This window comes from Scytonema hankhaensis NUACC26 (genome assembly GCF_045865695.1).
In the GTDB taxonomy this organism is placed as follows: Bacteria; Cyanobacteriota; Cyanobacteriia; order Cyanobacteriales; family Nostocaceae; genus Scytonema.
In genome coordinates, this window is the sequence record NZ_BAACAP010000248.1 from 25279 (window position 1) to 49002 (window position 23724).

Annotated in this window: 24 protein-coding genes and 1 pseudogene; 15 read left to right on the plus strand and 10 right to left on the minus strand. The window is 41.1% G+C overall.

From position 1 onward, the window contains the following. Positions 1 to 7 precede the first annotated feature (7 nt). Both ACKTT2_RS45390 and ACKTT2_RS45395 read right to left on the minus strand, forming a co-directional pair. A complete protein-coding gene (locus ACKTT2_RS45390) occupies positions 8 to 8578 on the minus strand; it encodes a choice-of-anchor L domain-containing protein (protein WP_407899107.1) in 8571 nt (2856 codons plus the stop codon). 891 nt (positions 8579 to 9469) lie between these two features. Then, a complete protein-coding gene (locus ACKTT2_RS45395) occupies positions 9470 to 10867 on the minus strand; it encodes an amidohydrolase (protein WP_407899109.1) in 1398 nt (465 codons plus the stop codon). 81 nt (positions 10868 to 10948) lie between these two features. On the opposite strand from ACKTT2_RS45395, the gene ACKTT2_RS45400 reads away from it, so the two are divergent. The 4 genes from ACKTT2_RS45400 to ACKTT2_RS45415 all read left to right on the plus strand — a co-directional run bounded on the left by ACKTT2_RS45400 (position 10949) and on the right by ACKTT2_RS45415 (position 13117). Then, entirely contained in the window at positions 10949 to 11737 is a 789-nt protein-coding gene (locus ACKTT2_RS45400; RefSeq protein WP_407899111.1) for a cysteine hydrolase family protein, read from the plus strand. Positions 11738 to 11741: 4 nt separating this feature from the next. Next, the gene (locus ACKTT2_RS45405) at positions 11742 to 12200 is read left to right on the plus strand and encodes a cupin domain-containing protein (RefSeq protein ID WP_407899113.1); all 459 of its coding nucleotides are present in this window, start codon (positions 11742 to 11744) and stop codon (positions 12198 to 12200) included. 180 nt (positions 12201 to 12380) lie between these two features. Further along, positions 12381 to 12794 carry a XisH family protein gene (locus ACKTT2_RS45410; RefSeq protein WP_407899115.1) on the plus strand — a complete coding sequence of 138 codons (414 nt, stop codon included), beginning with the start codon at positions 12381 to 12383 and terminating at the stop codon, positions 12792 to 12794. Continuing rightward, positions 12782 to 13117, plus strand: coding sequence for a XisI protein (locus ACKTT2_RS45415; protein ID WP_407899117.1), 336 nt, complete (start codon positions 12782 to 12784; stop codon positions 13115 to 13117). Before ACKTT2_RS45410 ends, ACKTT2_RS45415 begins: the two co-directional genes overlap by 13 nt. A 99-nt stretch (positions 13118 to 13216) precedes the next feature. Here the strand turns inward: ACKTT2_RS45415 and ACKTT2_RS45420 are convergent, their stop codons facing one another. Next, positions 13217 to 13468, minus strand: coding sequence for a type II toxin-antitoxin system ParD family antitoxin (locus ACKTT2_RS45420; RefSeq protein ID WP_407899119.1), 252 nt, complete (start codon positions 13466 to 13468; stop codon positions 13217 to 13219). Between the two features lie 177 nt (positions 13469 to 13645). Between ACKTT2_RS45420 and ACKTT2_RS45425 the strand changes: the two genes are divergently transcribed. The 3 genes from ACKTT2_RS45425 (at position 13646) to ACKTT2_RS45435 (ending at position 14712) form a co-directional block, all read left to right on the plus strand. Continuing rightward, complete coding sequence (locus ACKTT2_RS45425; RefSeq protein WP_407899121.1) at positions 13646 to 14200, plus strand: Uma2 family endonuclease; 555 nt, start codon at positions 13646 to 13648, stop codon at positions 14198 to 14200. Between the two features lie 73 nt (positions 14201 to 14273). Continuing rightward, positions 14274 to 14414, plus strand: a complete 141-nt coding sequence (locus ACKTT2_RS45430; protein ID WP_407899123.1) for a hypothetical protein — start codon at positions 14274 to 14276, stop codon at positions 14412 to 14414. Positions 14415 to 14502: 88 nt separating this feature from the next. After that, on the plus strand, positions 14503 to 14712 hold the full coding sequence (locus ACKTT2_RS45435; RefSeq protein WP_407899125.1) for a type II toxin-antitoxin system VapC family toxin: 210 nt from the start codon (positions 14503 to 14505) through the stop codon (positions 14710 to 14712). A 25-nt stretch (positions 14713 to 14737) separates the two neighbouring features. Here the strand turns inward: ACKTT2_RS45435 and ACKTT2_RS45440 are convergent, their stop codons facing one another. Next, the gene (locus tag ACKTT2_RS45440; RefSeq protein ID WP_407899127.1) at positions 14738 to 15793 is read right to left on the minus strand and encodes a DMT family transporter; all 1056 of its coding nucleotides are present in this window, start codon (positions 15791 to 15793) and stop codon (positions 14738 to 14740) included. Between the two features lie 438 nt (positions 15794 to 16231). Here ACKTT2_RS45440 and ACKTT2_RS45445 point away from each other — a divergent pair. The 3 genes and pseudogenes from ACKTT2_RS45445 to ACKTT2_RS52445 form a co-directional block, all read left to right on the plus strand. Beyond that, positions 16232 to 16408: pseudogene (locus ACKTT2_RS45445) on the plus strand (CocE/NonD family hydrolase); the annotation flags it as partial. Positions 16409 to 16488: 80 nt separating this feature from the next. Continuing rightward, entirely contained in the window at positions 16489 to 17550 is a 1062-nt protein-coding gene (locus ACKTT2_RS45450; RefSeq protein ID WP_407899129.1) for a hypothetical protein, read from the plus strand. Positions 17551 to 17572: 22 nt separating this feature from the next. Beyond that, positions 17573 to 17671 carry a DUF7680 family protein gene (locus ACKTT2_RS52445; RefSeq protein ID WP_500691431.1) on the plus strand — a complete coding sequence of 33 codons (99 nt, stop codon included), beginning with the start codon at positions 17573 to 17575 and terminating at the stop codon, positions 17669 to 17671. A 29-nt stretch (positions 17672 to 17700) separates the two neighbouring features. Here ACKTT2_RS52445 and ACKTT2_RS45455 read toward each other — a convergent pair whose 3' ends face one another. Continuing rightward, on the minus strand, positions 17701 to 17961 hold the full coding sequence (locus ACKTT2_RS45455) for a hypothetical protein (RefSeq protein WP_407899131.1): 261 nt from the start codon (positions 17959 to 17961) through the stop codon (positions 17701 to 17703). Further along, positions 17936 to 18079 carry a hypothetical protein gene (locus tag ACKTT2_RS45460; protein ID WP_407899133.1) on the minus strand — a complete coding sequence of 48 codons (144 nt, stop codon included), beginning with the start codon at positions 18077 to 18079 and terminating at the stop codon, positions 17936 to 17938. Before ACKTT2_RS45460 ends, ACKTT2_RS45455 begins: the two co-directional genes overlap by 26 nt. A gap of 144 nt (positions 18080 to 18223) precedes the next feature. Here ACKTT2_RS45460 and ACKTT2_RS45465 point away from each other — a divergent pair, with 144 nt between their 5' ends. After that, a complete protein-coding gene (locus tag ACKTT2_RS45465) occupies positions 18224 to 18367 on the plus strand; it encodes a hypothetical protein (RefSeq protein WP_407899135.1) in 144 nt (47 codons plus the stop codon). A gap of 91 nt (positions 18368 to 18458) precedes the next feature. Here ACKTT2_RS45465 and ACKTT2_RS45470 read toward each other — a convergent pair whose 3' ends face one another. After that, entirely contained in the window at positions 18459 to 18818 is a 360-nt protein-coding gene (locus tag ACKTT2_RS45470; protein ID WP_407899137.1) for a type II toxin-antitoxin system PemK/MazF family toxin, read from the minus strand. A gap of 2 nt (positions 18819 to 18820) precedes the next feature. Then, positions 18821 to 19066 carry a ribbon-helix-helix domain-containing protein gene (locus ACKTT2_RS45475; RefSeq protein WP_407899139.1) on the minus strand — a complete coding sequence of 82 codons (246 nt, stop codon included), beginning with the start codon at positions 19064 to 19066 and terminating at the stop codon, positions 18821 to 18823. 94 nt (positions 19067 to 19160) lie between these two features. Between ACKTT2_RS45475 and ACKTT2_RS45480 the strand changes: the two genes are divergently transcribed. The 3 genes from ACKTT2_RS45480 to ACKTT2_RS45490 all read left to right on the plus strand — a co-directional run bounded on the left by ACKTT2_RS45480 (position 19161) and on the right by ACKTT2_RS45490 (position 21494). Further along, the gene (locus ACKTT2_RS45480; RefSeq protein ID WP_407899141.1) at positions 19161 to 19529 is read left to right on the plus strand and encodes a DUF1156 domain-containing protein; all 369 of its coding nucleotides are present in this window, start codon (positions 19161 to 19163) and stop codon (positions 19527 to 19529) included. A gap of 51 nt (positions 19530 to 19580) precedes the next feature. Further along, positions 19581 to 19763 (plus strand): hypothetical protein, encoded by a 183-nt coding sequence (locus ACKTT2_RS45485; RefSeq protein WP_407899143.1) that lies wholly within the window; start codon positions 19581 to 19583, stop codon positions 19761 to 19763. A 612-nt stretch (positions 19764 to 20375) separates the two neighbouring features. After that, positions 20376 to 21494, plus strand: a complete 1119-nt coding sequence (locus ACKTT2_RS45490; protein WP_407899145.1) for an FHA domain-containing protein — start codon at positions 20376 to 20378, stop codon at positions 21492 to 21494. 163 nt (positions 21495 to 21657) lie between these two features. Here ACKTT2_RS45490 and ACKTT2_RS45495 read toward each other — a convergent pair whose 3' ends face one another. Beyond that, positions 21658 to 21897, minus strand: a complete 240-nt coding sequence (locus tag ACKTT2_RS45495) for a peptidoglycan-binding domain-containing protein (protein ID WP_407899148.1) — start codon at positions 21895 to 21897, stop codon at positions 21658 to 21660. A 231-nt stretch (positions 21898 to 22128) separates the two neighbouring features. Further along, the gene (locus ACKTT2_RS45500; protein WP_407899150.1) at positions 22129 to 22977 is read right to left on the minus strand and encodes a class I SAM-dependent methyltransferase; all 849 of its coding nucleotides are present in this window, start codon (positions 22975 to 22977) and stop codon (positions 22129 to 22131) included. 207 nt (positions 22978 to 23184) lie between these two features. On the opposite strand from ACKTT2_RS45500, the gene ACKTT2_RS45505 reads away from it, so the two are divergent. Next, positions 23185 to 23661: a peptidoglycan-binding domain-containing protein gene (locus ACKTT2_RS45505; protein WP_407899152.1), complete on the plus strand. Its 477-nt coding sequence runs from the start codon at positions 23185 to 23187 to the stop codon at positions 23659 to 23661. Positions 23662 to 23724 lie beyond the last annotated feature (63 nt).

The following is a 23724-nucleotide window of genomic DNA, read 5'->3' on the forward strand; positions in this document are numbered from 1 at the left end:
TTGAGATTTACCTGAAGGGTTGAGTTAAATTTTCTAAACCTCCAGTGCTTGTAAAATTCAATTGTACGACCATATCGTTATAGTCGCGATCGCCTCCGTTATGGATATCCTCGAAACCGAATTTATTATCCCCAAGCAGGCGAATATGGTCTACCTTATCGGTGTTGACTTCTGTAAAGGCAAAGTATACAACTGAACCAGTACCTAATACGTTATTTGGATTTTGAGCGCGAAGTTGCTCGATAGTACCATTGGCGATAATGTACGGTGCAATGAGTGTATCGCCATTGAACTGTCCCGTGACATTTGTTGTATCCCCATTCAAGTTAATAATGGTACGTTGGAATGCGGCTTCCACATAACCTGAATCTCCTGGTTTGAGATTTCCAAGCCGTCCTGTTTCGTCGTCAATAGTATAAAAGCCAACAGAATTCTTGTAAGCGGCTTCACTGTTGATTGTAAACTGAGTTGCGATAAGCCGGGTACGGCTTGCGCCAAGGGCGATCGCTCCTTTTATCCCCCGTAAGTCAATAAGTTCGCGTTCTGCTTGTAATTTAGTCCCAATCGTCAGAGGACTATTGCTAGTTTTAACATTTAAAACTAAGTCATCAAAATCCTGGTCGCCTCCACCAATTTGGTCTTCCCACTTAACAGACAATACCCCATCATTCAGACTATTTATTTGCAAGTGGTCGAAGTTGTCAATATTTGCCAAATTCGAGGAGAAAAATACATTAGGAGTCGGTTGAGAAGCCGCTAAATTCGCTTTAACGTCATCAGTACTAGCATTTTGGACTAAATAAAAGCTGAGGTAAGAACCAGATTTAAAATTCAGCTTGCGAATTCCTTGTAAATCGGGAGCGGGATGATTTGCAAGCGCAGAGAGAAGGACTTGAGAACGTGTCATTGCTGCTTGCAAATAACCAGGTTGACCGGGTGCAATACCGTTAATTTCACCTTTATCATTATCAACGACAAACACACCCACTTCATTAACAAATTTACCGTTATTTTTCTCAAGGGCAAATTCTAATTCAACTTGCGAACCACTTCCCGATACAAACAACAAATCATTTGCAGTAGCAGTGACACTCGATTGACCACCTGATATCCCACCTCCATTAGTTGGATCGTTAACTTGTATGTTGAGGGTCGGAATGACAACACCATTGTAATTGGGGTCAGCACTGCTAGCAGTGAATTTTATTGTCTCCGTTTGCGTACCTTCTTGAATACCATCATCCGGTGTCGAAATTGTTATCGTGTGGGGAATGTAAGCATCGGTGGGAGTAAAGGTAATTGTTATGGGTTTACCCAGTCCATTACCCAAATCGACTTGAGAACCGGGTTCAATAGTAATCGTCACAGGCTGACTGGGGATAGTATCCAGAACGATATTGATACTACCCGTCTCGCCACCTTCGGTAATTATAACCGTATCTTTGCCGTCTTCTGGCTTGATACTGACTCCCGGTTTGCTTCCGTCAAGGGGTTTAGGTGCAGTAATTCCGAAAGTTCCACCTTTGAGAAAAACAGCAGAATCTAATAAACCATCCCGGTTATCTTTAACATTAATGGCTAATTTGTTACGGGAGTTTGGTTCAACAACTCCAACAAACGTCAAAGGTTTGGTGTAGCCATCTAATTTCGTTTGACTGCTAGCAGGACCAGTACCAACTGGATTGTAGATTAAGTCAGGATGATATGAGGAGGGATAGGGATTTTTAGCTAAATTATTAATGGTGACAGTATCTCCATCACTCAACCGCGCCATATTAAAGCCATTGAGTTCTAAACTAAAGGCGTCGTTAAACTTACCTGCATATTCAGCCAACTCTTCCGAACCAAACGCAAATTGGAAGAATACATATTGCGTATTAGCATCAGCATCAAATTCTATTTCCATCGAAATAGCATCATCTGCTACACCTGGTAAACCAAAATCTTGGCTGAGGTCGTTTAAGCTGTTAACTTCGCGATTGGAAACAGTAATATTACCGCCTGCAACTTCACCATTATCACCAACTTCACCTATGTAAAGATAAAGCGGTTGTCCTGAAGCTAACGACTGTCTTAAGTTAAAGCCAGCTTTCCCTAAATTCCCTAAACTAACAAAACCATTGGCGCTACTATCAGTAGTCGCTACTGCATCAAAACTTCCTAGATTTGCAATACCATTATTAACCGTACCATTGATAGTACCAAACAAATCTGGATTTTCAGAATCGCTGGGTGGGCGTTGATTTCCTGGTGTAAAGATGGTTCCTATGGGACTAAAATCAAAGACATTCAGGCTGGGTAAACTTTGAATGTCAGCAGCGTTGGTAATTTTGGTATTGCTGATTTTAATCCCATCTAAATCGAATCCAGTAAATCGACCGTTGCTACCACCAATGACACCACCATCACCAATTGTTAAAGATTTGAGGTCAAATCCCAAATTAGTTAAATCCGCCCGGTAGACAGCAGTTACGGCGTTAGTGGGACCTCCTGTGAGACCGTCAAGTTTATCAAACTTTAATGAGACATTAGTACCGGGCGAAAGACCACCATCAGCCGTATTTTTACCCGGTAGATCGACAACTTTACCAGTACTGAGTACTATTCCTTCACCCAAACCAAAGGGATCGTTTTGGAAAGTCCCAAATGCTCGGCTATCGCCTTTAAGTTTTACCTTAAAGTTACTCAGTCCGTTGGTATTTCCCAGTAACTTACTGAGTAATCCATCGCCATCTCCATCTTGAGTAATGACAAAGTTTGCTGTTGCGTCTGAAGCCGATAATGGTTGAACATCTGCTTTGAGGCTTTGTATGGGGAGACTACCTAATGGAGGTACTCCAGACGATAAAGGTTGTATCTGGTTAGTGATGTTCGCTTGAGATGCTAGATTTGTATTTTGAGGAAAGTTAAATTTTTGTAAAAGGCTCAGTGTGTTTGCTGGCTGGGTGTTATTGACATAGCGTACATAACTAGCACTCAAATCAAAATTAGTGACGCCTTGGAGAATTCCAATCAAGTCTCTAGATGGGGCTGTTTGAGCATCTTTTCGATAAATTTCGATGGAATTATTAGCAATTTGAGTGAAGTAATCTTCTTTCACCCCTTGTAATTGGAGAATATCTCCCTCTGAAGAATTAAAATCGGTAATTAAAGCATAAGTATTTGCTCCTACAGTAGAACGGTTGTTATCGTCATAATAGACGAATGTCTCCTCACCCAACCAAAATTCATCTGCACCGCTACCACCACTTAAAGTATCAATTTCCGAATTAAGTCCTGGGTAAACTTCTACACCAAAATTAATTCCTATTAAGATATCATTGCCACTGTCCCCTTTGATATTATCGTTACCTTCACCACCAACTAAGAGGTCGTTATCGTTTCCGCCACTGAGTTGGTCGTCTCCAGTACCACCATTGATAGCATCATTACCAGTACCACCATCAAAGGTATCATTACCACCGTCAGCGATAAGCCGGGTACGGCTTGCGCCAAGGGCGATCGCAATCCCTGGAATCGCAACAGCACTATTGACTTGAGATGTATTGAATGTCCATCCATCAACTATAATATCATCGCCATCATCACCAGTAGCGATATCATCACCACTACCAGCGACAACAAAATCTTTTCCTTCTCCCGCTTGGATTTGGTCTTTACCACCATTACCGACAACTAAGTCATCGCCAGCATTACCAACCAGAAAATCATTTAAATCCGCACCAAAAATTTGGTCATTTTTACTAGTTCCAGTAATGTTGAAGCGTTCAAAGTTAGTAAACTTAGTTTCATCTAGAATACTAACACTATTACTGGTATTCCGGTAGTAACGTCCACTATTTTTAGCATTGAAATTGGGAATTTCTGCCAGCATTCCCGTCCCAATATCTTCAATTGAGTAGTTTATAACTAACAAGTCATCTTCAATTTGATTGACAACTTCTTGAGGAACGACTACCGAGTTATTCCCTTCACTATTCGTATTTCCGACTTGTTGCAGAACATTAACTGATAAGTCTTCGTTTATTGATGGTACTGACGCAATAACAACAGGTTCTGGGTCTTGACCGCCATCGACAACATCTATTCCCAAACCCGCATTGACGAGATCGTTTCCTTGGGCGGTACTAAAATTATTATTAACTCTTCCCAATTGGATGAGCGTATCATTTCCACCAGCCGTTTTGATATCTTTGAAAATTTCAAAGTTACGAATTGCAGTTCCATCACTGAGAATCAGTGCTTGTGTGGGATTTTCAACTAAGGGATTGGTTCCAATTAGGGAGATATTGTATTGCAGTGTGGTGTTGCTCGTCTTCACAACCTTACCCGAAAGGTCGATGGATAGAGTATCAATTCCACGTCCGCCATCAATAAAAATGCCAAATGTGTTATTGGGAATACTCTTAAATTCCAGATTGACATCGTTTTGGTCAAAAACAACATCATTCCCATCACCAGCAAGAATCAAGTTACCACCACGACCGCCATAGATAGTGTCATTACCATCTCCGGAAATTAAAATATCATTGCCAGAACCACCGATAATTGAGTCATCTTTCATGGTTCCTTTGACAACTAAACGTTCGATGTTAGTGAAATTAACAGCATCTAAAACCGAACCACCAGAATTGCGTTGTCGCAAGAAACCTCCAGATATTGCAGAACCAACGGTATAACCGCCCGTCATTCCCGTACCAATATCTCGGATGGAATAATCAACAATGAGGGTATCTGCTAATCCACCACCATCAACGTTATCTGTACCGCCGCTACTTAAACCAGAATCAATGACGTTAACTCCATTATCTGCAATGAGGGTGTCGCCAAAATCTGACCCGCGTAAATTCTCAACAGTGGAAGTCCCTAAGAAGTTAACAAAAGTATCCCCTTGAGCATGGCTACCAGAACCAACGCCTTGAAGATAGACATTCACTCCACCAGGAGATTCGCTGTAATCAGCCCAATCAATACCCAAACCGCCATCAAAACTATCTGCACCCGCGCCGCCAATGAGAGTATCGTTACCGTTTTCGCCTTTGAGGGTATCGTCACCTGCTAACCCTTCAAGTTTGTTGTCGCCGATATCGCCTTCAAGAGTGTCGTTATAGTTAGAACCGATGAGATTTTCAATGGAGTTATATTCTGTTTCTACAGGTTTTTTATCTTTGTCCAGAATCTTGGCTTTGACTAATTTATCGCCTTCAGCATCTCCTCCCGAACCTTTACCATTTTTGAGACTGACGTTCACAGCACTATTAGAATTGCGGTAGATAGCCGTGTCATTACCGCCACCACCATCTAATAAATCTTCCCCTCCACCACCTTCTAACTTGTCATCGCCCTCGTAGCCACCTAAAGCATTATCAGAATTATTGCCAATGAGGACATCATCAAGAACGGTAGCGTGGACGTTTTCAACTGAAGTTAACTTATCGCCTTCCGCTTCGCCACCAAAAGCTTTACCCGTGCGGAGGTTAACAAAAACTGCACCTGGAGAAGTTAAATATGTTGTTGTATCAACTCCCGTACCGCCATCGAGAATATCTCGTCCCGCACCACCAAGGAGAACGTCATCGCCGTCACCCGCAAAGATGTCGTCGTTACCCTCATTTGCGTCAATGAAATTTTTCTCGGAACTGCCTGTGATAATATCTCTAAATTGCGACCCTTCAACATTTTGAATATTTTGCAGTAAGTCAACCGTACCGTAACCATCTTTTATGGCTATGTTTGCAGCTAAGTTCACTATGACTCCCTTAGGAGCATCTGTATAGCTGGTGGTGTTATTTCCTTCTTTACCGTCAAGGCGATCGCTACCTGCGCCCCCAGTTAAGAAATCACTACCTTCTCCACCAATAACAATATCGTTCCCCTCTCCACCATCAAGTTGAGCCGACACATCCACGCCATCAGTCAGGGTAATAGTGTCATCTCCAGAACGCCCATCAATAGCGATCGCCTTGAGAAAGTCGTATTGTTTTCCAGGAGGCTTTCCTTGTGGAAAATCGAGTCCTAGCAGAAGTACAGATTCATTTCCATCCTTTTTATTACCAGAAAGATATTGAACCGTAATGGTCTCACCATTATTCGTACCCTTTCGGTCAATCACTCCTTGTGCTTTCAAAAACTCTTCAGTTTCCGGGTCAGGTTCTGGGTCTTCAACATTAAAGTGCTTATCGTTTGGATCGCAACCCGTGCTAAAATCGATAAGGTTGATATTGGCTAAGTCCAAACGTTTTGTAAAGCTAAAAAAGCCTAAGTCGAGAGTCACAGACCCAAAGATAATTAAAGCTAAATTGCCACTAGGTGCTAATAAACACAGAGGGTCTTCATAGAGTTCGCTTCCCCGGACTTTAGAAGGAGAATTTTTCCCTAATTCAACAGTAGCTCTAAGTCCTCCGCCTACTTCAAGTTCAGCAACAGCAAGATTAACTGCTGCAGCCGCACCAATTTCCCCAAATATAGTAAAATAACCTTTGTTGTCTGGTTTACTTAGGAAAAATCCGTTAGTTAAGTCAACAGGATTTTGAAAGTTATTTTTGGTAAAATCAATCAATCCTTGTGCATCATAACCAAATCCAAATTGAGCACTTGCGCCAGCTTTTGCATAAATCTGGATGACAACTGGTCCAAAAACAGGAATCGGAGGAATAATCCCCGAACCTAATGTACCCGTTTCAAACTTTAATCCAGGTGGGTTGTACTCAAAAAGAGTCACATTTTGACCCAATAGCAAATTAAACGCTTTGGTTGGATCGCTCAAAAGCGGAAATTTAATCCCATCTTCTTCTTCGAGCTTTTTGAGGGAATCAACATAGCTGTTGGATGGTTCTTCCCCAAGCGGTAAGATGGACTTTGCTCCGACTTTTTGTACTACGTCCGGAGATGGGTTTGGGTTATTTGGATTAGTGTTGAAATCACCAAGATAAATTTTAATCCCGTTTGTAGCATCACTTGCAAGACTGTTGAATTGCTTGAGAGTCTTAGTAATTTGTCTGATAAACTCTTCAGTACCGGGTTGTATCAAACTTGGTGCAAATTGTTGAGCAATACCAAGTAAGGAATAGTCAATAACAGGTAATGGTTCAACAAGAGGACTGAGGATTGAGTCAATAGGACGTGTAATTCTTTGGATATCTTTGAGAGTTGGTCCCACAAACTTATTGGCAAAAGAACCTAAGTCTAGAGCCACATTTTTAAATTCAACATTGGGAATAGCTGCACCTAAACTCCAGTTGTTGACATTAAAGTCAGCGCTAATTGATGGTAAATTACCATTTTTATCCAAGCCAGTATCAAGCTGTAACTTTAGGTTAGCATTTGCAGTAAAGTTGGGAGAACCAAGACTGATATTGTTTAGATTGGACAATTTAACACGCTGACTTGTGGTATTTGTCAAGTCAACAGCAAATTTACTATTGAGGTTACTACCGTTGTCAGTAGCGCTAATTTGTAGAAAGCCCAGCGAACCAGCTAACTTTAAAGGTTGAGCAGTTTTATCTTTGAGATTTGCGTTAAGTTCGACTTGGAATTCCTCTGGGGTAGCTGTGTCAAAGAAAAAAGCATCAGCACCAGTGGTATTATCAACTCCAAAGCCGACATTTAAACCAAATGCTAAACTAGGAGTTATCCCTCCTGTTAAGTTAACGCCTAAATTAGGCAAACCTAAACTTTTTGATAAGGAAATATCGGGAGCAAAGCTTTTCCCAATTTTGAATTGAAACCCAATACTGGTAGCATCAGTAGGAGTTTTAATATCATTGAGATCGATTAAATTATTATTATCTAAGTCTAACAGCAAGCCCAAGCCACCTTGACTTTCAGGCTTTAACGCATCAAATAAAGCTTGCTGTACAGAAGCTGTAGTTTTGTTAGTAATTTTATCGAGTTCATCTAATATTCTTTTTTCAACTGTATCTGTAATGAATTCGTTAACGTAATTACCGAGGGGAACATCACCTAAAATTGGCAGATTGTTTAAAGTTTGTCCTGCAACTGCCTGTTTAAGGTTATCAAATAAAGGTTTTATAGACTGACTTAAAAAGGATAAGTTACTTTCTGGACTAGTCTCCGCTTCTGCTGCTATAACTTGCCCATTTACGTGAAGGAAAATGCGATCGTCTTCTGTTCGTAATTGTTGCAGTAGATAGTCATCTAAAACTTTGCCTTGAATTAAGGCTGAGAAAATTGCTCCTTCATCTCCCGCACTATCTAGATTAAAATTTAGATGATTGTCCAGAGAATGACCAATTTCTTCTAATAAAACAGATACAATATCTTCTGGCTGGTTTCTATACTTTTCAAGATAATCTTGTGAAATATAAATTGTATTTAAACTAGCTGCATATGCTGCATTTGCGTTTCCCAGAATATCTGAACTGACAATTTCAATGTGAGGAAGATTGCTAAAATCTCCCAAACTCCACGCTTGAGTTAAACTTTCAACTTGAGACCATGAAGTTAAATTATCAAATGCTCTTGTCAGTAAGTCTCTCCACCCAGGTTCTTGCGCTTTTTCTTGCAGTTTAGTTTTAGCTAATGCGATCCCTTTATTTAAAACTTGTACAGAACTCATAATTTTTTCTTTAAATTAAGATAATTAATAACTCTGGCGTACACACAAGGTTGAAATAACTGACGAATTTAGGTTCGATATGAGGTTTTACCCCACCCTAACCCTCCCCGATGGATTGGGGAGGGAACCGGAAATCTAGTTTCCCTCAATCGCATTAGCAACAGGTATAAAACCATGATTTGGCTTGAAAAGGAGAGGGAACCGAACGTTCAATTTCCCCCCTTTCTAAGGGAACATTCAATTTCCCCCCTTTCCAAGGGGGGATTAAGGGGGGTAATTTCGACTTGTGTGTACATAGAGATCCCTAAGATGTCAATCAGTTTTAACTCTAAAACTGATTGCATCTATCTACTGGAGCGAGAAGAATACAAAGTTTAAAAACTTGTAAGACTTTTAACCTCTGAATATGTAGAATCTACGTAACTGAGTACTGGAGGCGGAGCCTCTCGGAAGGCATTCCCAGGCTGTAGCCCAGGAACGAGGTCAACGAGGTCAGGTCTGCTCTACCATTCGCCAACAGTATCCTTATAAAACGCTGAGGAGTTTGCAGATCGTCTTAATTTCTGCTTTACGTAGATACGAGTTACTTTTACTACCTTTTTTACCTCACTTTTGAATGTACTAGTTATTTATCCTGGTACAGTTTGGATATAAAGATACCAAAACCTATTCCATTATGCTTTGGGGAAATGTGATGGTCAATACTAGAATGTTAAACTAAGCTTTAAATACCCTAAAAATTAACGATTGTTTACAACTCTGTTCCTGGAGAAAATACTGAGTTTCAGAAACCCAGTATCTTTACAGGTCGGTCATTCATGGGAAAATCCCACAACCAAGCATGAAGATGTCTCTTTCCTAGTTCCCAATCACCAATCGCCAGTCGCCATCTTATAACCCCATCACTGCCCGATAATGTGCTTCAATTTGGGCTACGGTTTGAGATTTGCGATTTGCATGCCATTGACTGTGGTTAAACAACTGCTGTCGTAACTCATCGACATCAATATTGTTTACTTTTCCATCAGCAACAATCTGCTTGCCATTTACCCATACGCTATTTACAACATTGGTAGGGCGACCGAGAATTAATAAACCAATGGGATCTGTACGTGGTAACAGGGATAAGCTAGTGAGATCGTACAACACCAAATCAGCTTTCTTACCTACAGTGACTGAACCCAGTGTCTCTGCTACATTCAATCCTTTTGCACCACCTAATGATGCCATTTCTACTGACTGACGGGGTGTAATCCAATGCTGGTAATCTAAATCTGTAACGTTGTGTAATATGGAACCGATCTTGATTGCTTCTAGTAAATCTTGGGAGTCGTTGCTAGACGCTCCATCGCAACCAAAAGATACGTTTACTCCTGCTTGACGGTATTTTAAAATGGGGGCGATGCCACTGCCCAAACGCAAGTTACTTAAAGGATTGTGTACAACTGTGGATTTTGTTTCGGCAAGAATGGCAATGTCGTTGTCTGTGAGGTGAACGCAATGGGCTAATGTGGTACGATGGTCTAGGTAACCAATGCGCTTTAAATGTTCGACAGCAGTACAACCGTATTTTTCTCGAGCTAGTTTTTCTTGTGCTTTGGTTTCCAGTAAGTGGGAGTGACGGCAAAGATTGTAGCGATCGCTTAACTCACTACACCCCTCAAACAAAGCATCGGAACACAATTGTATCCCTGTGGGAGCAACGAGAATATTTATCCCTTCATCTGGACGGTGAAACTGTCTGACAGCTTCTTCTATAAGTTCTAATGTTGCTGTGGTTGAGCGAAAGTAGGGATCGTGTGTTTGCTCGATTTCCCCGGATGGTATACCAGCTGTCAGGGATTCATCTTGAATGAGGGGTGCAACAAAGGCGCGGATGCCAATTTCTCGATAAGCGCGAACAGCCGTTGCAATTGTTTCTAACTCTTGCCCTGGAATAAGTATGAGATGATCCACTACACTTGTGCCACCCGATAGTAGAGTTTCTACCGCCGTACTTAGAGCAGTTAAGTAAACTTTTTCTGTATCGAGAGGTGCAAAATCATAAAGTTCTGCCAGCCATAATTCCAATGGAAAAGGTGGAATAGCTCCTCGTTGCCACATTTCTGAGGAGTGAGTGTGGGCATTGACAAATCCCGGTAGTAGTAATTTATTCTCACCGTTAACTACAGTACCAACAACTTCTAAATGAGGTGCTACCTTAGCTATAGTTCCGTCTATAACTTGCACGTCTACGGTGACATAATCATCGTCAGTGGCGATCGAGACATTTTGGATAGTGAACACCATATTTAACCTTAATTAAGTAATCGAACGTTTAGAGGATTTTCACGTTACAAAATAAGCAATGGTTTCGGGTATTGCAATGTGATGAATGTACCTCTTCGGAATTTAGGAATTGCACCAAACGCATGGGCTGTCAGCCAGACGTTTGCAGATATTACTCGTCCTCCCCAACCCCCACAACCCGTTATCTTAACAACAGAAACTAAAACTCTGCGCCTTGACTTGGCAAAAACTGCCATTCTCGTCGTTGATATGCAAAACGATTTTTGTCACCCTGATGGTTGGTTGGCGCATATCGGTGTCGATATTACTCCAGCACGTAAACCCATTGAACCGTTGCAAGCTTTATTGCCTGCACTTCGGGAAAAAGGCGTTCCAGTTATCTGGTTGAATTGGGGTAATCGTCCCGATTTACTTAATATTAGTGCCAATGTCCTTCACGTCTACAATCCGACAGGGGAAGGGGTCGGATTGGGCGCTCCCTTACCTAGTAATGGTGCGCGGGTTCTAATGGCTGGTAGTTGGGCGGCGGCGGTAGTGGATGAATTGGAACATTTACCCCAAGATATTCGAGTCGATAAATACCGTATGAGTGGTTTTTGGGATACGCCCTTAGACAGTATCTTAAAGAACTTAGGTAGAAATACTCTATTATTTACGGGTGTTAATGCCGATCAGTGTGTCATGGTTACCCTATGTGATGCGAATTTCTTGGGTTATGACTGCCTATTAATCAAAGACTGTACCGCCACAACTTCTCCCGATTACTGTTGGCTGGCGACACTTTACAACGTCAACCAGTGCTTTGGCTTTGTGACTAATTCCCAATCTGTTTTAACAGCACTAAATAACCTCAATAACCAAGGAGGATAAATCAATGCGTGCGACTCGTTGTGTCATTCCTGTCGTTAAGTCTCCAAAAGATTACCAAGCTTATCGGATTAGCCCTAGCGACTCAAATCGGTTAGCGATCGTCTTCGATCCAGCTAGCGCCAATACTTCTTTAACGTGTTGTGTAGAAATTTTTGATGTTGGCGGCAAAACACCCCCCAACCGCCATCAAATGGCAGTAGAAATGTTTTTTGTTTTGAAAGGGGAAGGAGTCGCTATGTGTGATGGTAAAACTGTTCCCATTAAAGCAGGAGATAGTTTATTAGTTCCGCCTACAGGGACTCATTTGATTAAAAATACAGGTTCCAGTCGATTGTATACGTTGACTATTATGGTTCCTAATGAGGATTTTGCCGAACTGATTCGCAGTGGTACACCAGTGGCATTAGATGAGGAAGATATGTCAGTACTTGGTAGAGTGGATACTTTAGCACCGATACATTAATCCCACGCCATCTGGGTTTCCAAACACAAAATTCCCAAAATTTCCCAAATTTCTTGTGGTGCGGGCATCCTGCCCGCTATTGACAATAACTGACGAGGACTCCCATCCCACCAAGTTTTTCAGGCTTGCTATAGTTTGAAGTAATAGGCATAATCGATATAGATATGTATTAAGAACTCAATGGCTAAAGATGTTTTTCATGATGCAGTTAGGAAAGGTTTAGAAAAGGAGGGTTGGCTGGTTACAGATGACCCACTGAGAATTCAGGTAGGTGGGGTGAATATGGAAATTGACTTAGGAGCAGAAAAAATTATTGCTGCAGAACGTGGAGAGGAAAAAATAGCTGTTGAAATTAAAAGTTTTATCGGCACATCAAATATTTCTGAATTTCATACTGCCATAGGGCAATTTATTAACTATCGAGTCGCTTTGGAAGAACAGCAACCCGAACGAATTTTATATTTGGCTGTTCCAGTCGGTGTGTATCGTAAGTTTTTTATTCTTCCATTTGTACAAACTATAATTCAACGTTTTCTAATTACTTTAATAATTTACGATCCAGTGAGTGAGGTAATTTTAGAATGGAAAAACTAGAACGCTATCGCACATATATCAAACAATTATTAAGCGATTATGCCAGTCTTAGTCCATCAGATGGAGAAGCGGAAACTGAACTGATTTTCGATACCGAGCGCGATCGCTATCAAGTTGTTCATACAGGATGGAAGAATCGAAAGCCAATGTACGGTTGTATTTTGCATCTAGACATTAAAGGTGAGAAAATTTGGATACACCATGATGGTACAGAAATTGGTATTGCCGATGAGTTAGTAAAGTTGGGAGTCCCAAAATCAGATATTGTTTTAGCATTTCATGAACCTTTAGTTAGGCAGTATACCGGATTTGCAGTGGGTTAATGATAAATTTTGACGGAGGGTAAAATTAAGAAGGCTATGACAACATCAACATCTCGTTGTAGTACTAAACGAAGGTGTTAATATTTAAGACTTTTTACTTTAAAAAATTTTGTTTTCCCACCAGTCCTCACTAACTTCAATTGGCTCGCCACTGTCTAAACCTTCCAGTAAAAGACTTTCTAAACGTTTGCGTTCAACATTTTCTTGTTCTTGGCGAATCAAATGGTGAATATACTCAGTCGCTGTACCATAACCTTTTTGTTTGACTTGTTCTTCGATAAATGCCCGCATTGAATCAGGTAGGGAGATGTTCAGGGTAGTCATATCATAGGAAGGGATACTAATGGTCATATTATTTTGACATTTTTTGCCAATCTTCTGCCGCTCGATGGAACGTGTTACAAACCTTTTAAGGAGGCAATTTTGCCTGGGGAAAGAGGACTTGCAGCTTTTGGGTAAAAGATTGTAGCAGGCAGTGCTTACTAAAGATAGCATAATAGCATACTGGCGATTTCTCTAACCAAGGCTATGACAACAGCAACATCTTTGACTCTCGAAGAATTCCTCAAACTGTCAGAAACTAAGCCAGCCAGTGAATTTATCAATGGTTGGATTTACCAAAAGCCTATGCCTCAAGGTAAACATTCGCGTCTACAACTGAAGTTTTGTGATGCAGTCAATCAGGTTGCAGAAACCGCAAAAATTGCCCTAGCCTTCCCAGAATTGCGCTGCACTTTTGGCGGGCGTTCGATTGTGCCAGATGCTACTGTATTTATTTGGCAGCGAATTCCCTTTGATGCGGATGGTGAAGTACCTAATGCTTTTGAAATTCATCCTAATTGGATGGTAGAAATTCTCTCACCTGACCAGAAAGCTACTAAAGTTATTAGCAATATTTTGCACTGTCTCAAACACGGTACTGAGTTAGGATGGTTAATTGACCCTGAAGATAGGATAATTTTGGTGTTTATCCCCGGACAAGAACCTGTAGAGTTGACTGGTAACGATACTCTTCCTATTCCGCAATTTTTAACGCTGGATTTGACAGTCGAGCAGGTTTTTGGATGGCTGAAAGTCGGTTAATGGTAATCTGAAGAAGCACACCTACAAAGATACAATTAAAATTTAAATATTTATGTTTGTAGGAGTCACTCCTATGGTCTTGCAAGAGCTGAAAGAGCAAGCTCGTAAACTGTCTGTGAGCGATCGCCTTGAGCTTATCCGTGCGCTCGTTGAATCTTTACAAGATAACTCTCAAGGCAACAACCCGAACGGACGCGCATCATCAAGCAGATGAAAGGTTTATTGAAAACCGACCAGCCAGCACCAACTGATGAACAGGTGGAAGCAATGCTAGAAGAACGTCGGGTGGAGAAGTATATTTAGTGAGAGTCTTGATTGACACCAACATTCTTTTAGATTACTTGCTAAACCGAGAGCCATTTCTGCAAGATGCGGAAGCTTTGTTTAAGACAATTGATTCTGGTCAAGTGGTAGGATATGTAACAGCAACAACACTCACTGACATATTCTACATTGGCAGACAAACCCAAAGTATTGACCTTGCAAGAGACGCTAAAGTTTTTCATGCATGATTTAGGATTCCTATACTCAGGTAAATTATTTTTTTTGATAAACCACAGAGGACGCAGAGGAAAGAGAGAGTAGAGAATTATCATCTTTCCTTAATTCAACTAACTGACGTGTTTCGGGATGTAATGAGACTGTAAGTGGTGACAAGCGAGAGTCGTCCTCGCGGGATGTAAAAGGAATGTACAGCGTAGCCATCTCTCTATTGTCCTGTGTATCCTTACCTCCACCTTGGCTTAAGACCATTGCGGCTAAAACTAGAGTTGCTCCTACTAGACCGCGAACTCCAAGTGTCTCACCCAGTAGTAAAAACGAGATAACTGCTGAGAACACTGGATCGAGTGTGTAAAATAGCGCTGCTTCTTGAGCCGAAACCCAGCGCTGGCTCATTGTCTCTATCAAAACGGTAGCAGCAGTAGCAATCAAACCGAGGTAAAGAACTGCACTTAAGTTTGTACCAATTGCGTGGATTTGTCCAACCAGTTCCGGAGCTGCCCAAAGCATACCAAGCAGCGCTATAACTAAGACCTGAACGGCGGTAAGTGAAAGGGTTGGGTGGCGTTGTGTAGTTTTCTCAAGAATCAAGATATAGATGGCATAGATGAAAGCATTACCGAACAACAATAAATCGCCAACGCTTAGCTGTCCGCTTTCCCATGACATAACTCCAATGCCAGTTATGGCAACGACTGCTGCTAACAGAGTTTTCAGCAGTACGCGCTGACCGATCGCCAGACCTAAAAGTGGTACTATCACAACAGTTAAGCTACTAATAAATGCTGCCCTATTTGCGTGTATTGTTTCAAGCGCCAATGTTTGGGTAGCAAAGGAGGCAAAGAGCACTAGTCCTAATAGAAATCCATCGCGGATTAATTTAGCATTCAGGTCGCGCAAGTACGGAGCTAATACCACTGCAGCTACAACAAAGCGGCTTGCGAGTATTGCAGACGGTGAAAGGCTAGCGATGGCATTTTTAATCAGTGGAAATGTTGTACCCCAGATTAAGGATGCAGCGACTAGCAGGATTACACCAAGAGTGTGCAAGCCTTTTTGTGTGGGTCGATCGCAGTTATCTAATACAGTCATGTTAAAGTTATAAACTCGTCAAAATTTTCTTGCTCGCTTGATGAACTTTGATGGACATCATTTCCCAGTGATGTGTCAGATGAATGGAGCTAAGGACGATATGGCAATCATTACACTCTCACCAGTTCGACCTCTTTTATGACCAATTGCTTTGGTAAAAGAGAAGAAAACACATAAGATTTGCTTGAAAACTGTATATTTCATTGCTATTGTATAATAAATTTTGTATCATTTACTACGCAATTTTATCTATTAAGAAGCAGAGGTTGTGGCGAGTATTAATATCCCTCTGGTAGAGAATTTTTGGTAAAAGCGATCGATGATTTGGTAGAGGTGCTAAGTAACGTAAAATGATAAGAACAAAAAACTCAGTAACTTTTGCAAAACTAAGTCTCTCAGTATTGAACTTATTTCGGTTGACCTACTTCCCTATTCAAAATGTTTAAAGTCTTTCCTAAACAAACTTCATCGGTGTTGATGCGCGATGGCATACGCCTTGATGCAGACGTATACCGTCCCGATGCAGAAGGAGAATTTCCCGTACTGTTGATGCGACAACCTTATGGAAGAGCGATCGCATCCACGGTTGTTTATGCCCATCCCACTTGGTATGCGCACAAATTGGTATCACTGAGGCGAAGGATGAGTTACGCAACCGCCGCGATACTATCTTTGCTGATAAATTCTTTAAGCTTGTGGCTGCGCCAGAGTCACCTACAGATGTGGATGATGTTGCAGATCCGATCGCTTTATGTTTAATTGATTTCCAAGAAGCAACAATTTCCACGACAACCGAAAGTCCTCCACCTATAGTTGAGCGAATTTTTAACAACACAGGTGAAGCAGGAAAGTTTCGGATTTTTAGAAATCGCTTGTTATTCCTAGTTGCTAATAAGCAAGAATTAGACAGAGCGATCGATAATGTGAGGGAATATCGGGCAATACTAAATATCCTCAATTCTCCCAACCGCTTGCAAGATTTATCAGAAAGTCAGCAGCAACAACTCAAACAAAGAAAAGGAGACTTTGATTTAAAAGTACGAATATCTTTAACGAATACCTACCGTCACTTATTCTACCCAGCTAATGATCCAGTCAAAGCGCCTAAAGAGTTGATGCACTACACACTTCCAGCACAAGATTCCAGTGAAGTGAAGGGCAAGAATAACCAGCAAGATGTCATTTTAAAAGCGCTAAGAGATTGTCAAAAAATTCGTGCCGAAGATGCACCAGTATACGCACCTGCTTACATTTTGCAGAAAGTGTGGTTACCTGGTTTAGACCATTGGACAACAAAAGCCCTGCGAGAAGCTTTTGCTAAAGATCGAGGTTTAAATATACTCCTAGATGCTGAAGTGTCAAAGTTGCGAGATACTATCCGTCAAGGTTTGCTCTTGGGAAGCTGGGATATGAAGATAGGAGAACGGGTTTATATTAAAACTGATGATGGCAAGTTTACCCTACCTGACACCATAGAATTTTCTGACAGGATGGTGCTTTATCGCCGGGGCATTTTGGAACTACCAAAACCACGAGAAATTGAACTCAATGCGCAAATTATGCCCAGTACTGATTCTTCTAAACCAGTGCGGGTTAGGTGGAAAGCATCGGGGGCGTTGGCAATTCAGCTTTATCAAGATGGAAATTCTATAGCAGGAGAATTTCGTCCGAGTGACGAGTATGAGACTACCATCACCAAAACCACAACTTTTAAAATCTTAGTTGATTACGGTAATGGTGATAGAGCGAATTGCTAATATTACTAAGGGAATTACTGCCATGAGTAATGAAGAATCGCACTACTGGTTTGCCAAAATTAGTAATGGGAAAAGAAGTGTAGCCTTGAAGGCGATGCGTATACTGTTAGGAGATAGCTAACTCTGAAAAACCATTCTTTTTTACTGCTATCAACTAAGGGTGTACTCCTTCCAAGGTACGCATTGAATTGGAATGTTTGCCATAAATTGATAGATGTCTCTGCGACCGTAGTAAGTGGGGACTCCTCTAAAATCTTGTGCCATCAGCACAATAGGTATTCCTGGGAAGATAGGTTGAAACATCCGTAAAGTTTTGTCAGCTTCAGTATTGCGATCTAGAATATGCTTCTTGACAATAACCACTACGAAAGTGACTCTCTGTTCCTTAATGACTGCTCCTTGAAATTTCATGGTTAACTCCTAGAAAATGGAATTCGACAAGGCAACCGATAGCGATCGCCCCTAGCGCGACGACTGCGATCGCTATTGCTACAGTCCAAGCAATCATCATTTGCACGAGGAGCAACATAGGTGATACTGCGTTCTCGCGCAAACCTTAATTGATCGAGATTGGGGAGAGGGATAAAGCTTACGGATATGCGAACCAATAATAGTCATATGACTAAGAGGGAATCGACCAGAACGAGTCCAAATATCTCCAGCCACTGCATTTTTGGCAAAAACTAACGCACCAACTGGACTGTCACGCTCTTTTAACAAGATAAAGTGGCAGCAACTGGAGGAGCAAATTTATGGTGTACCTGTTTATAAACAGATGAAACGTCAGCACAAGCAGGCGAAGGAGCTAACCTGGTAACAATGAAAACTGTAATGGAATATCCACTGAAATTTGGTTCCAATTTGCACTACCGATATTGATAAATGACTAAAGTGGATAGAAGATGAGGCTAAAACACACCAATTGCTGCCTGAATTGCCCGTTGAATTCGAGCTAGAGATTCAGAGCTAATTTGACCATAAGGACCTCTTTCTAAATAGCGTTTTTCAACATTGGTAATCACCTCACACATCACAACAGAAGTTAGTTCTAATCCACCCTCACCAGCCTGAATCAAAACACGACTGAGATTGTCAACGGCGCTTTGGGTATCGGAGGAAAATGGAATCACTAAAACGGTTGAACTATATTCGTTACGAATATCCAAGGAAACAATGACAACAGGACGTTTTTTAGTGTCGCCCGATTGCCGTAAAGCTCTACATAGATAAATCTCGCGCTGACGTGGGAAGTTACCTGTATTGTTCATTCCTATTCATCCCAATTTGCGATCGCTGCATCTTGGGTGTCAGTTGTCCATTCTTGCTCAAATTCAATATCAGCTTGAGTGCGAGATTGGTAAAATCTTCGCAATTGGTCTTCAATTTGTTTAGCATACCAAAGACGCAGTGCTTCTTCAAAAGCAGCAGAGCGGTTGTCTGTCAGTTTGTCAATTTCATCTAGTAAATGCGAGTCAACGGTAATCGAAACTCGCCGCTTTTGCACTGAGTTGGACATGACTAATTTTAGTTTTAGCTACAAGGATTTTAAAAGGTGGAAATCATATGTAGTTAGAATAACATTATTAGTATTATTTCTTATCATACCATAAATGCCCAACCTAACCCCTAAAAGTCCCCCTGTCTTCATCGAGAAAATGATGCCCGTACAAATATTAAACGAGCAGGTATACTACGAACATGGGGGAAATCCATTTAAAGGATTGCATCGCTGGTACTCGCGCAAGCCGTTGTCATTTAGTCGTGCTAGTGTTTTGGCTTCGTTGTTACCAGCAGATGTGACGATGGAAGAGTTTGAATATTTGTTGGGCTTGGAACCGGGGAAGGAGATAAAACTTTACAAAACACCGCCGAGTTCGACAAGAATTAAGAAGGTGCAGGATTATTGCGAAAAGGTTTGGGGAACTCGCACACCTACTGTGTTAGATGCATTTGCAGGTGGTGGAAGTATACTTTATTAAAGATTTTGAAAATATACCTAATTTACGATTTCTCTACCTTTATAATACCTAATGCACTCGGATAGCCGTGCGGTTTTAATTGCGATCGCTTTCTTTAAAAATGGTACTTACTTACAAGAAGACTTACAAGCCGTTCAAAAGCAAAAACAAAAGTTGCTGCAAACACTTAGTCTTCTTGAAGAAATTGAAAACACGCTGCAATCAGAAATAGCTCTGTCAAAACAATCTCATTGAAAAAAATCTTGTTCGCTTAAGTTTGAGTGTAGTATGTTTCTCTGCATACACTATAAATATCACTGATGTATTCATCCCCAGTTGCGATCGCTGAATCTTGGGTGTCAGTTGTCCATTCTTAAGGTAGACTTGATGAATAATAAATATCCATTACAGAAGGAGCTTAATCAATGAAAGTTAAAGGAATCAAACGCGGTCAAATCATTAAACTCTTAGAACCAGTTGAGAATATTCCCGCCTTACACACAAAGGCGTTCATTGCCGTCTGATTACTTTGGTCAATTCTTGCTAAATTTTCGATAGCTCTTCTCAAGATATTTATATTAGTAGTAGTATCTATAATTTCCAATAAAGCATTAAGTGAAGTTGCATTACCTGGATAAATTGTTGCCAAAGTTTCAGATGCTTGCTTTTGTTGGATCTGGCAGTTCTCCCTGTTTATCTAGATAGAAGATCTGACATAATAGCGCTAACCTTAAAGGATGGCATATTAATTTTGATGGTTTAAGTTGGTCAGATCCCCGACTTCTCAAAGGATGCTGTTGATGAGCGGGGGGCGTCGCTCCTCAGTTGATACTTTTTTGTCCTCTCGTTCCCAACCAGAGGCTGAGAATGCATACTGGTGCGCTGTTGCTTCGCGAGGCTGAATCGAGACGGGAGGCTCCGCCTCCCCTGGAAGGCATTCCCAGACGGAGCCTGGGAACGAGTGAGGGATCTGCCCCCCGATTGACCAGTTGTATCCTCAAAGAAGTCGGGGATCTGGGGCTTCGTTTATATAACCCTGGGCTTTTAGCTTGGGGGCTTTTCCAACAGGATGTGCTTGTTGAAAAATTCAAGTTCATTTCAGGGATATTACTATTCTCTTTTTATCTTTTTGCAGAGGAACTTGGAAAAGGTGTTTTACTCACAAGTTCCATGCAAACTGCATCGCATTTACCAGAACTACTGCACATCCAAACAAATACTGTTTTTTCACTCCCGCCAAATCTTTCTGTGATTCACATCGGTAAGCCTGGTGGTCAAACTGTACCGGATATTGATGTTTCGGGTTTACCAGATAGTGACGTTGTATCGAGAGTCCACGCTCAAATTTGGGTACAAGGTAGCGATCGCCAAATAGTTGATATGGGGAGTGCGAATGGCACGTATATCAACAATGTCAGGCTACAGCCAAGGAACTTCTACCCTCTCAACTTGGGAGCTCGGATTGGTTTGGGACAAGGAAATAAAGTCACGTTTCTATTCCAGAACAAGCAAACGACTGTTCCTAATCCTAACAACCCAGTAGGAAATTCCAGTAACGCGGGGGTTCCTTCCAATAATCCACCAGCTAGTGTTATTAATACAAATAAAGAAGCAGAAATTCAAGTAACTATTATCACTCAGCTTATAGGTTTTGTTCTCATGCTGGCGGGACTTGGGTTTTTAAGTTCGAGTCTTGTTGTTGGTTCTGTTGGTTTTATCTACAATATTCCACTGATTGGACTCAGTGTTATTGGAGTATTAACCTTAACTTACGGAGGTTCAAACCGGAGGTTGGGATGGGTATTTATCGCAATAGGAGTCGCGATCGCGATCGGCAGTGGAGGTATCCTTATTGTACCGATGACTCTTTTTTCCTTCCTGTTGGCTACGGGTTCCTTTTCGGTTGGATATCAATTATTTACAAGTGGCAAGGTTTTTAATCTTAATCCACTTGCGATTAAAGAAGTGTTTGGGAAACGCTCTTGACATTTCCGAGAAAAATTTTATCTCTGTAGGGGCGCAAGGTCGCCGCGCCCCTACGATAGGTTATGATTCCCCGATATTACCAAAAATCTAGCCGTCAGAAAAAGTCAGTTTCCGTCAGTATCTGTAATAAATAGTATTTAATTTATACAAGCTACTCAAGGGATTAAGAAACAAAAGCTTCCCAAGTTTTAGCTCCCACGATCCCATCAACTTTTAAACTTGAGCTTTGTTGGAACTGGCGAACAACAGAATCTGTTAGCTCACCAAAAATTCCATCGACACGAAGCTGAAGATTGGGATTTGTACTTGTTCCAAAGCCTTTAATCCGTAGAAAGGTTTGTAAAAGAGCAACGGTAGAACCACTGTCTCCTTTTCGCAGAATAGGTAAACTAGAATCAGCCATAATCAATTAATCCTCAATCATCTCGTTGAGAGTTATTATTTCATTTTTAAGAACCAGTATCGTTAAAGTCATAATTCGTAAACTAGTTGGAACAGAACCACTGTGCAAGTTGCACAGACAATAGTGAAGTTTGGTAACTACTCCCTTTCCGGTCTAAGATTACCTATCTGTTTCCCCCCTTACCAAGGGGGGATTAAGGGGGGTAAGTTCGACTTGTGTGTACACCGCAGCTTAAAAAGGGGGGCTTTGCGTAAGTCCTGATTTTTTGGCAATATGAAAGGCGGAAATATATGAAAGCTGAAGATTGCCTCCAAAATCATGCTCTATCCGATGTCTTAATCCCGTAAATAAAGCATCTTTACTCTGTGAATCTAACTTTAGATAAGGTGAGTAAGTGTTCAAAAGCATTAAATACTCATCAACATTATAGGTGACTTCAGATATGACTTGTCCAGATATTAAATCTTTGAATTGCCCGGAATCAATGGCTATTTTTCCTAATCCGCTCAATATCTGTTCTTGAGTTTCTCTGTCTTCATATCGGTTCAGGGATGGAGCATATATTTGATAGACTTCAGATAAACTTTGGTAGACTTCATAAGATGGTTGAAGTTCTTTATTCCACAATAAAATCAGGTAACCACTCTCTTGTAGAGCCTTAGCTGCTTTCGGGTATCCTACTTCCGGTGATATCCAATGGAAAGAACTTGCTGCTAACACGACATCAAATTCATGCTCCACGAGCGCCCACTCTTCAAAAGACGTATTCTGAATTTCTACATTAGGATAGGATTGACAATTTTGTTGAGCTAACCGAAAAAAATCTGGGTTTGGTTCTATGCAAGTCATTGAGTAACCCAAATGAGCAAACCCTACTGTTGCTGTTGCAGGACCGCATCCCACTTCCAGAATTTTTGAGTTTGCGCTCAGTTGAGCAACTTCTACAACTTGGTGAATCAATTCCTTGGGGTAGCGGGGTCTAACTTTGTTATAAGCCTCTGCTGCAGGAGAATACCAGTTTTTACGCTGTTCTAAGTCTGTGCTGGAGTAGCTGATTAATGTTTGCTTTAAGTCTTCCATAAACTTCATTTATAAAATAGATCTTAAATTACTTTGTTATGCCCAATCTACAAAATATGAAAATCTTACTGATGGCAGTTGACAAATAAAAAATGATAATCCCAAAGAGTGAGATGTCATGATTCTAACTTAACTTATGCTTCAAATAATCCGGTTTATAGAGGTAAAACCCCTGAATTAGTTAAATATTATTCACGAGGTATAACTATGCAGGTAGCGACACCAGCAATCGACCCTATACTAAGACTTGGAGCTAACAGCCCAAAAGTGAAACAATTGCAAGAACTGCTGAATGGCAGATTTCCTAGTGGCGATCGCCTGACAGTTGACAGTTTTTTTGGCATCAAAACTCAGGGGGCTGTCAAAATTGTCCAATACCAATTCCTTCTCAAACAAGACGGTATTGCAGGTCCTTTGACTTGGCAATCTTTGCGAGCTAACGCTCCAGTTAATAAACCAATCTTACACCGTAGCAGTCACGGTCAACAGGTTGCAATTGTTCAAGAAGTTCTTTTTAGAGGCGGATTTTATCAAGATGGTGTAATTGACGGTATGTTTGGAGAAAAAACAGAAGCAGCCGTACAGGCGTTTCAGGAAAGTCAACAACTTATTCCCAACGGTATGATTGGAGATAAAACTTGGAAAGCACTTAGCATTTTAGCTACTTTTCTCACAAATAACTAACATTTTTTGAAAAAACTCGCGCAAAGACTACTCTGAAAAACCCCTTAATTGCAAGTGCGTCTT

Coding starts and splice junctions, on each gene's coding strand:
- ACKTT2_RS45390 (WP_407899107.1), bottom strand. CDS start 8,578: ATGAGTTCTGTACAAGTTTTAAATAAAGGGATCGCATTAGCTAAAACT.
- ACKTT2_RS45395 (WP_407899109.1), bottom strand. CDS start 10,867: ATGGTGTTCACTATCCAAAATGTCTCGATCGCCACTGACGATGATTAT.
- ACKTT2_RS45400 (WP_407899111.1), top strand. CDS start 10,949: ATGAATGTACCTCTTCGGAATTTAGGAATTGCACCAAACGCATGGGCT.
- ACKTT2_RS45405 (WP_407899113.1), top strand. CDS start 11,742: ATGCGTGCGACTCGTTGTGTCATTCCTGTCGTTAAGTCTCCAAAAGAT.
- ACKTT2_RS45410 (WP_407899115.1), top strand. CDS start 12,381: ATGGCTAAAGATGTTTTTCATGATGCAGTTAGGAAAGGTTTAGAAAAG.
- ACKTT2_RS45415 (WP_407899117.1), top strand. CDS start 12,782: ATGGAAAAACTAGAACGCTATCGCACATATATCAAACAATTATTAAGC.
- ACKTT2_RS45420 (WP_407899119.1), bottom strand. CDS start 13,468: ATGACCATTAGTATCCCTTCCTATGATATGACTACCCTGAACATCTCC.
- ACKTT2_RS45425 (WP_407899121.1), top strand. CDS start 13,646: ATGACAACAGCAACATCTTTGACTCTCGAAGAATTCCTCAAACTGTCA.
- ACKTT2_RS45430 (WP_407899123.1), top strand. CDS start 14,274: ATGGTCTTGCAAGAGCTGAAAGAGCAAGCTCGTAAACTGTCTGTGAGC.
- ACKTT2_RS45440 (WP_407899127.1), bottom strand. CDS start 15,793: ATGACTGTATTAGATAACTGCGATCGACCCACACAAAAAGGCTTGCAC.
- ACKTT2_RS52445 (WP_500691431.1), top strand. CDS start 17,573: ATGAGTAATGAAGAATCGCACTACTGGTTTGCCAAAATTAGTAATGGG.
- ACKTT2_RS45455 (WP_407899131.1), bottom strand. CDS start 17,961: ATGAAATTTCAAGGAGCAGTCATTAAGGAACAGAGAGTCACTTTCGTA.
- ACKTT2_RS45460 (WP_407899133.1), bottom strand. CDS start 18,079: ATGTTGCTCCTCGTGCAAATGATGATTGCTTGGACTGTAGCAATAGCG.
- ACKTT2_RS45470 (WP_407899137.1), bottom strand. CDS start 18,818: ATGAACAATACAGGTAACTTCCCACGTCAGCGCGAGATTTATCTATGT.
- ACKTT2_RS45475 (WP_407899139.1), bottom strand. CDS start 19,066: ATGTCCAACTCAGTGCAAAAGCGGCGAGTTTCGATTACCGTTGACTCG.
- ACKTT2_RS45480 (WP_407899141.1), top strand. CDS start 19,161: ATGCCCAACCTAACCCCTAAAAGTCCCCCTGTCTTCATCGAGAAAATG.
- ACKTT2_RS45485 (WP_407899143.1), top strand. CDS start 19,581: ATGCACTCGGATAGCCGTGCGGTTTTAATTGCGATCGCTTTCTTTAAA.
- ACKTT2_RS45490 (WP_407899145.1), top strand. CDS start 20,376: ATGCATACTGGTGCGCTGTTGCTTCGCGAGGCTGAATCGAGACGGGAG.
- ACKTT2_RS45495 (WP_407899148.1), bottom strand. CDS start 21,897: ATGGCTGATTCTAGTTTACCTATTCTGCGAAAAGGAGACAGTGGTTCT.
- ACKTT2_RS45500 (WP_407899150.1), bottom strand. CDS start 22,977: ATGGAAGACTTAAAGCAAACATTAATCAGCTACTCCAGCACAGACTTA.
- ACKTT2_RS45505 (WP_407899152.1), top strand. CDS start 23,185: ATGCAGGTAGCGACACCAGCAATCGACCCTATACTAAGACTTGGAGCT.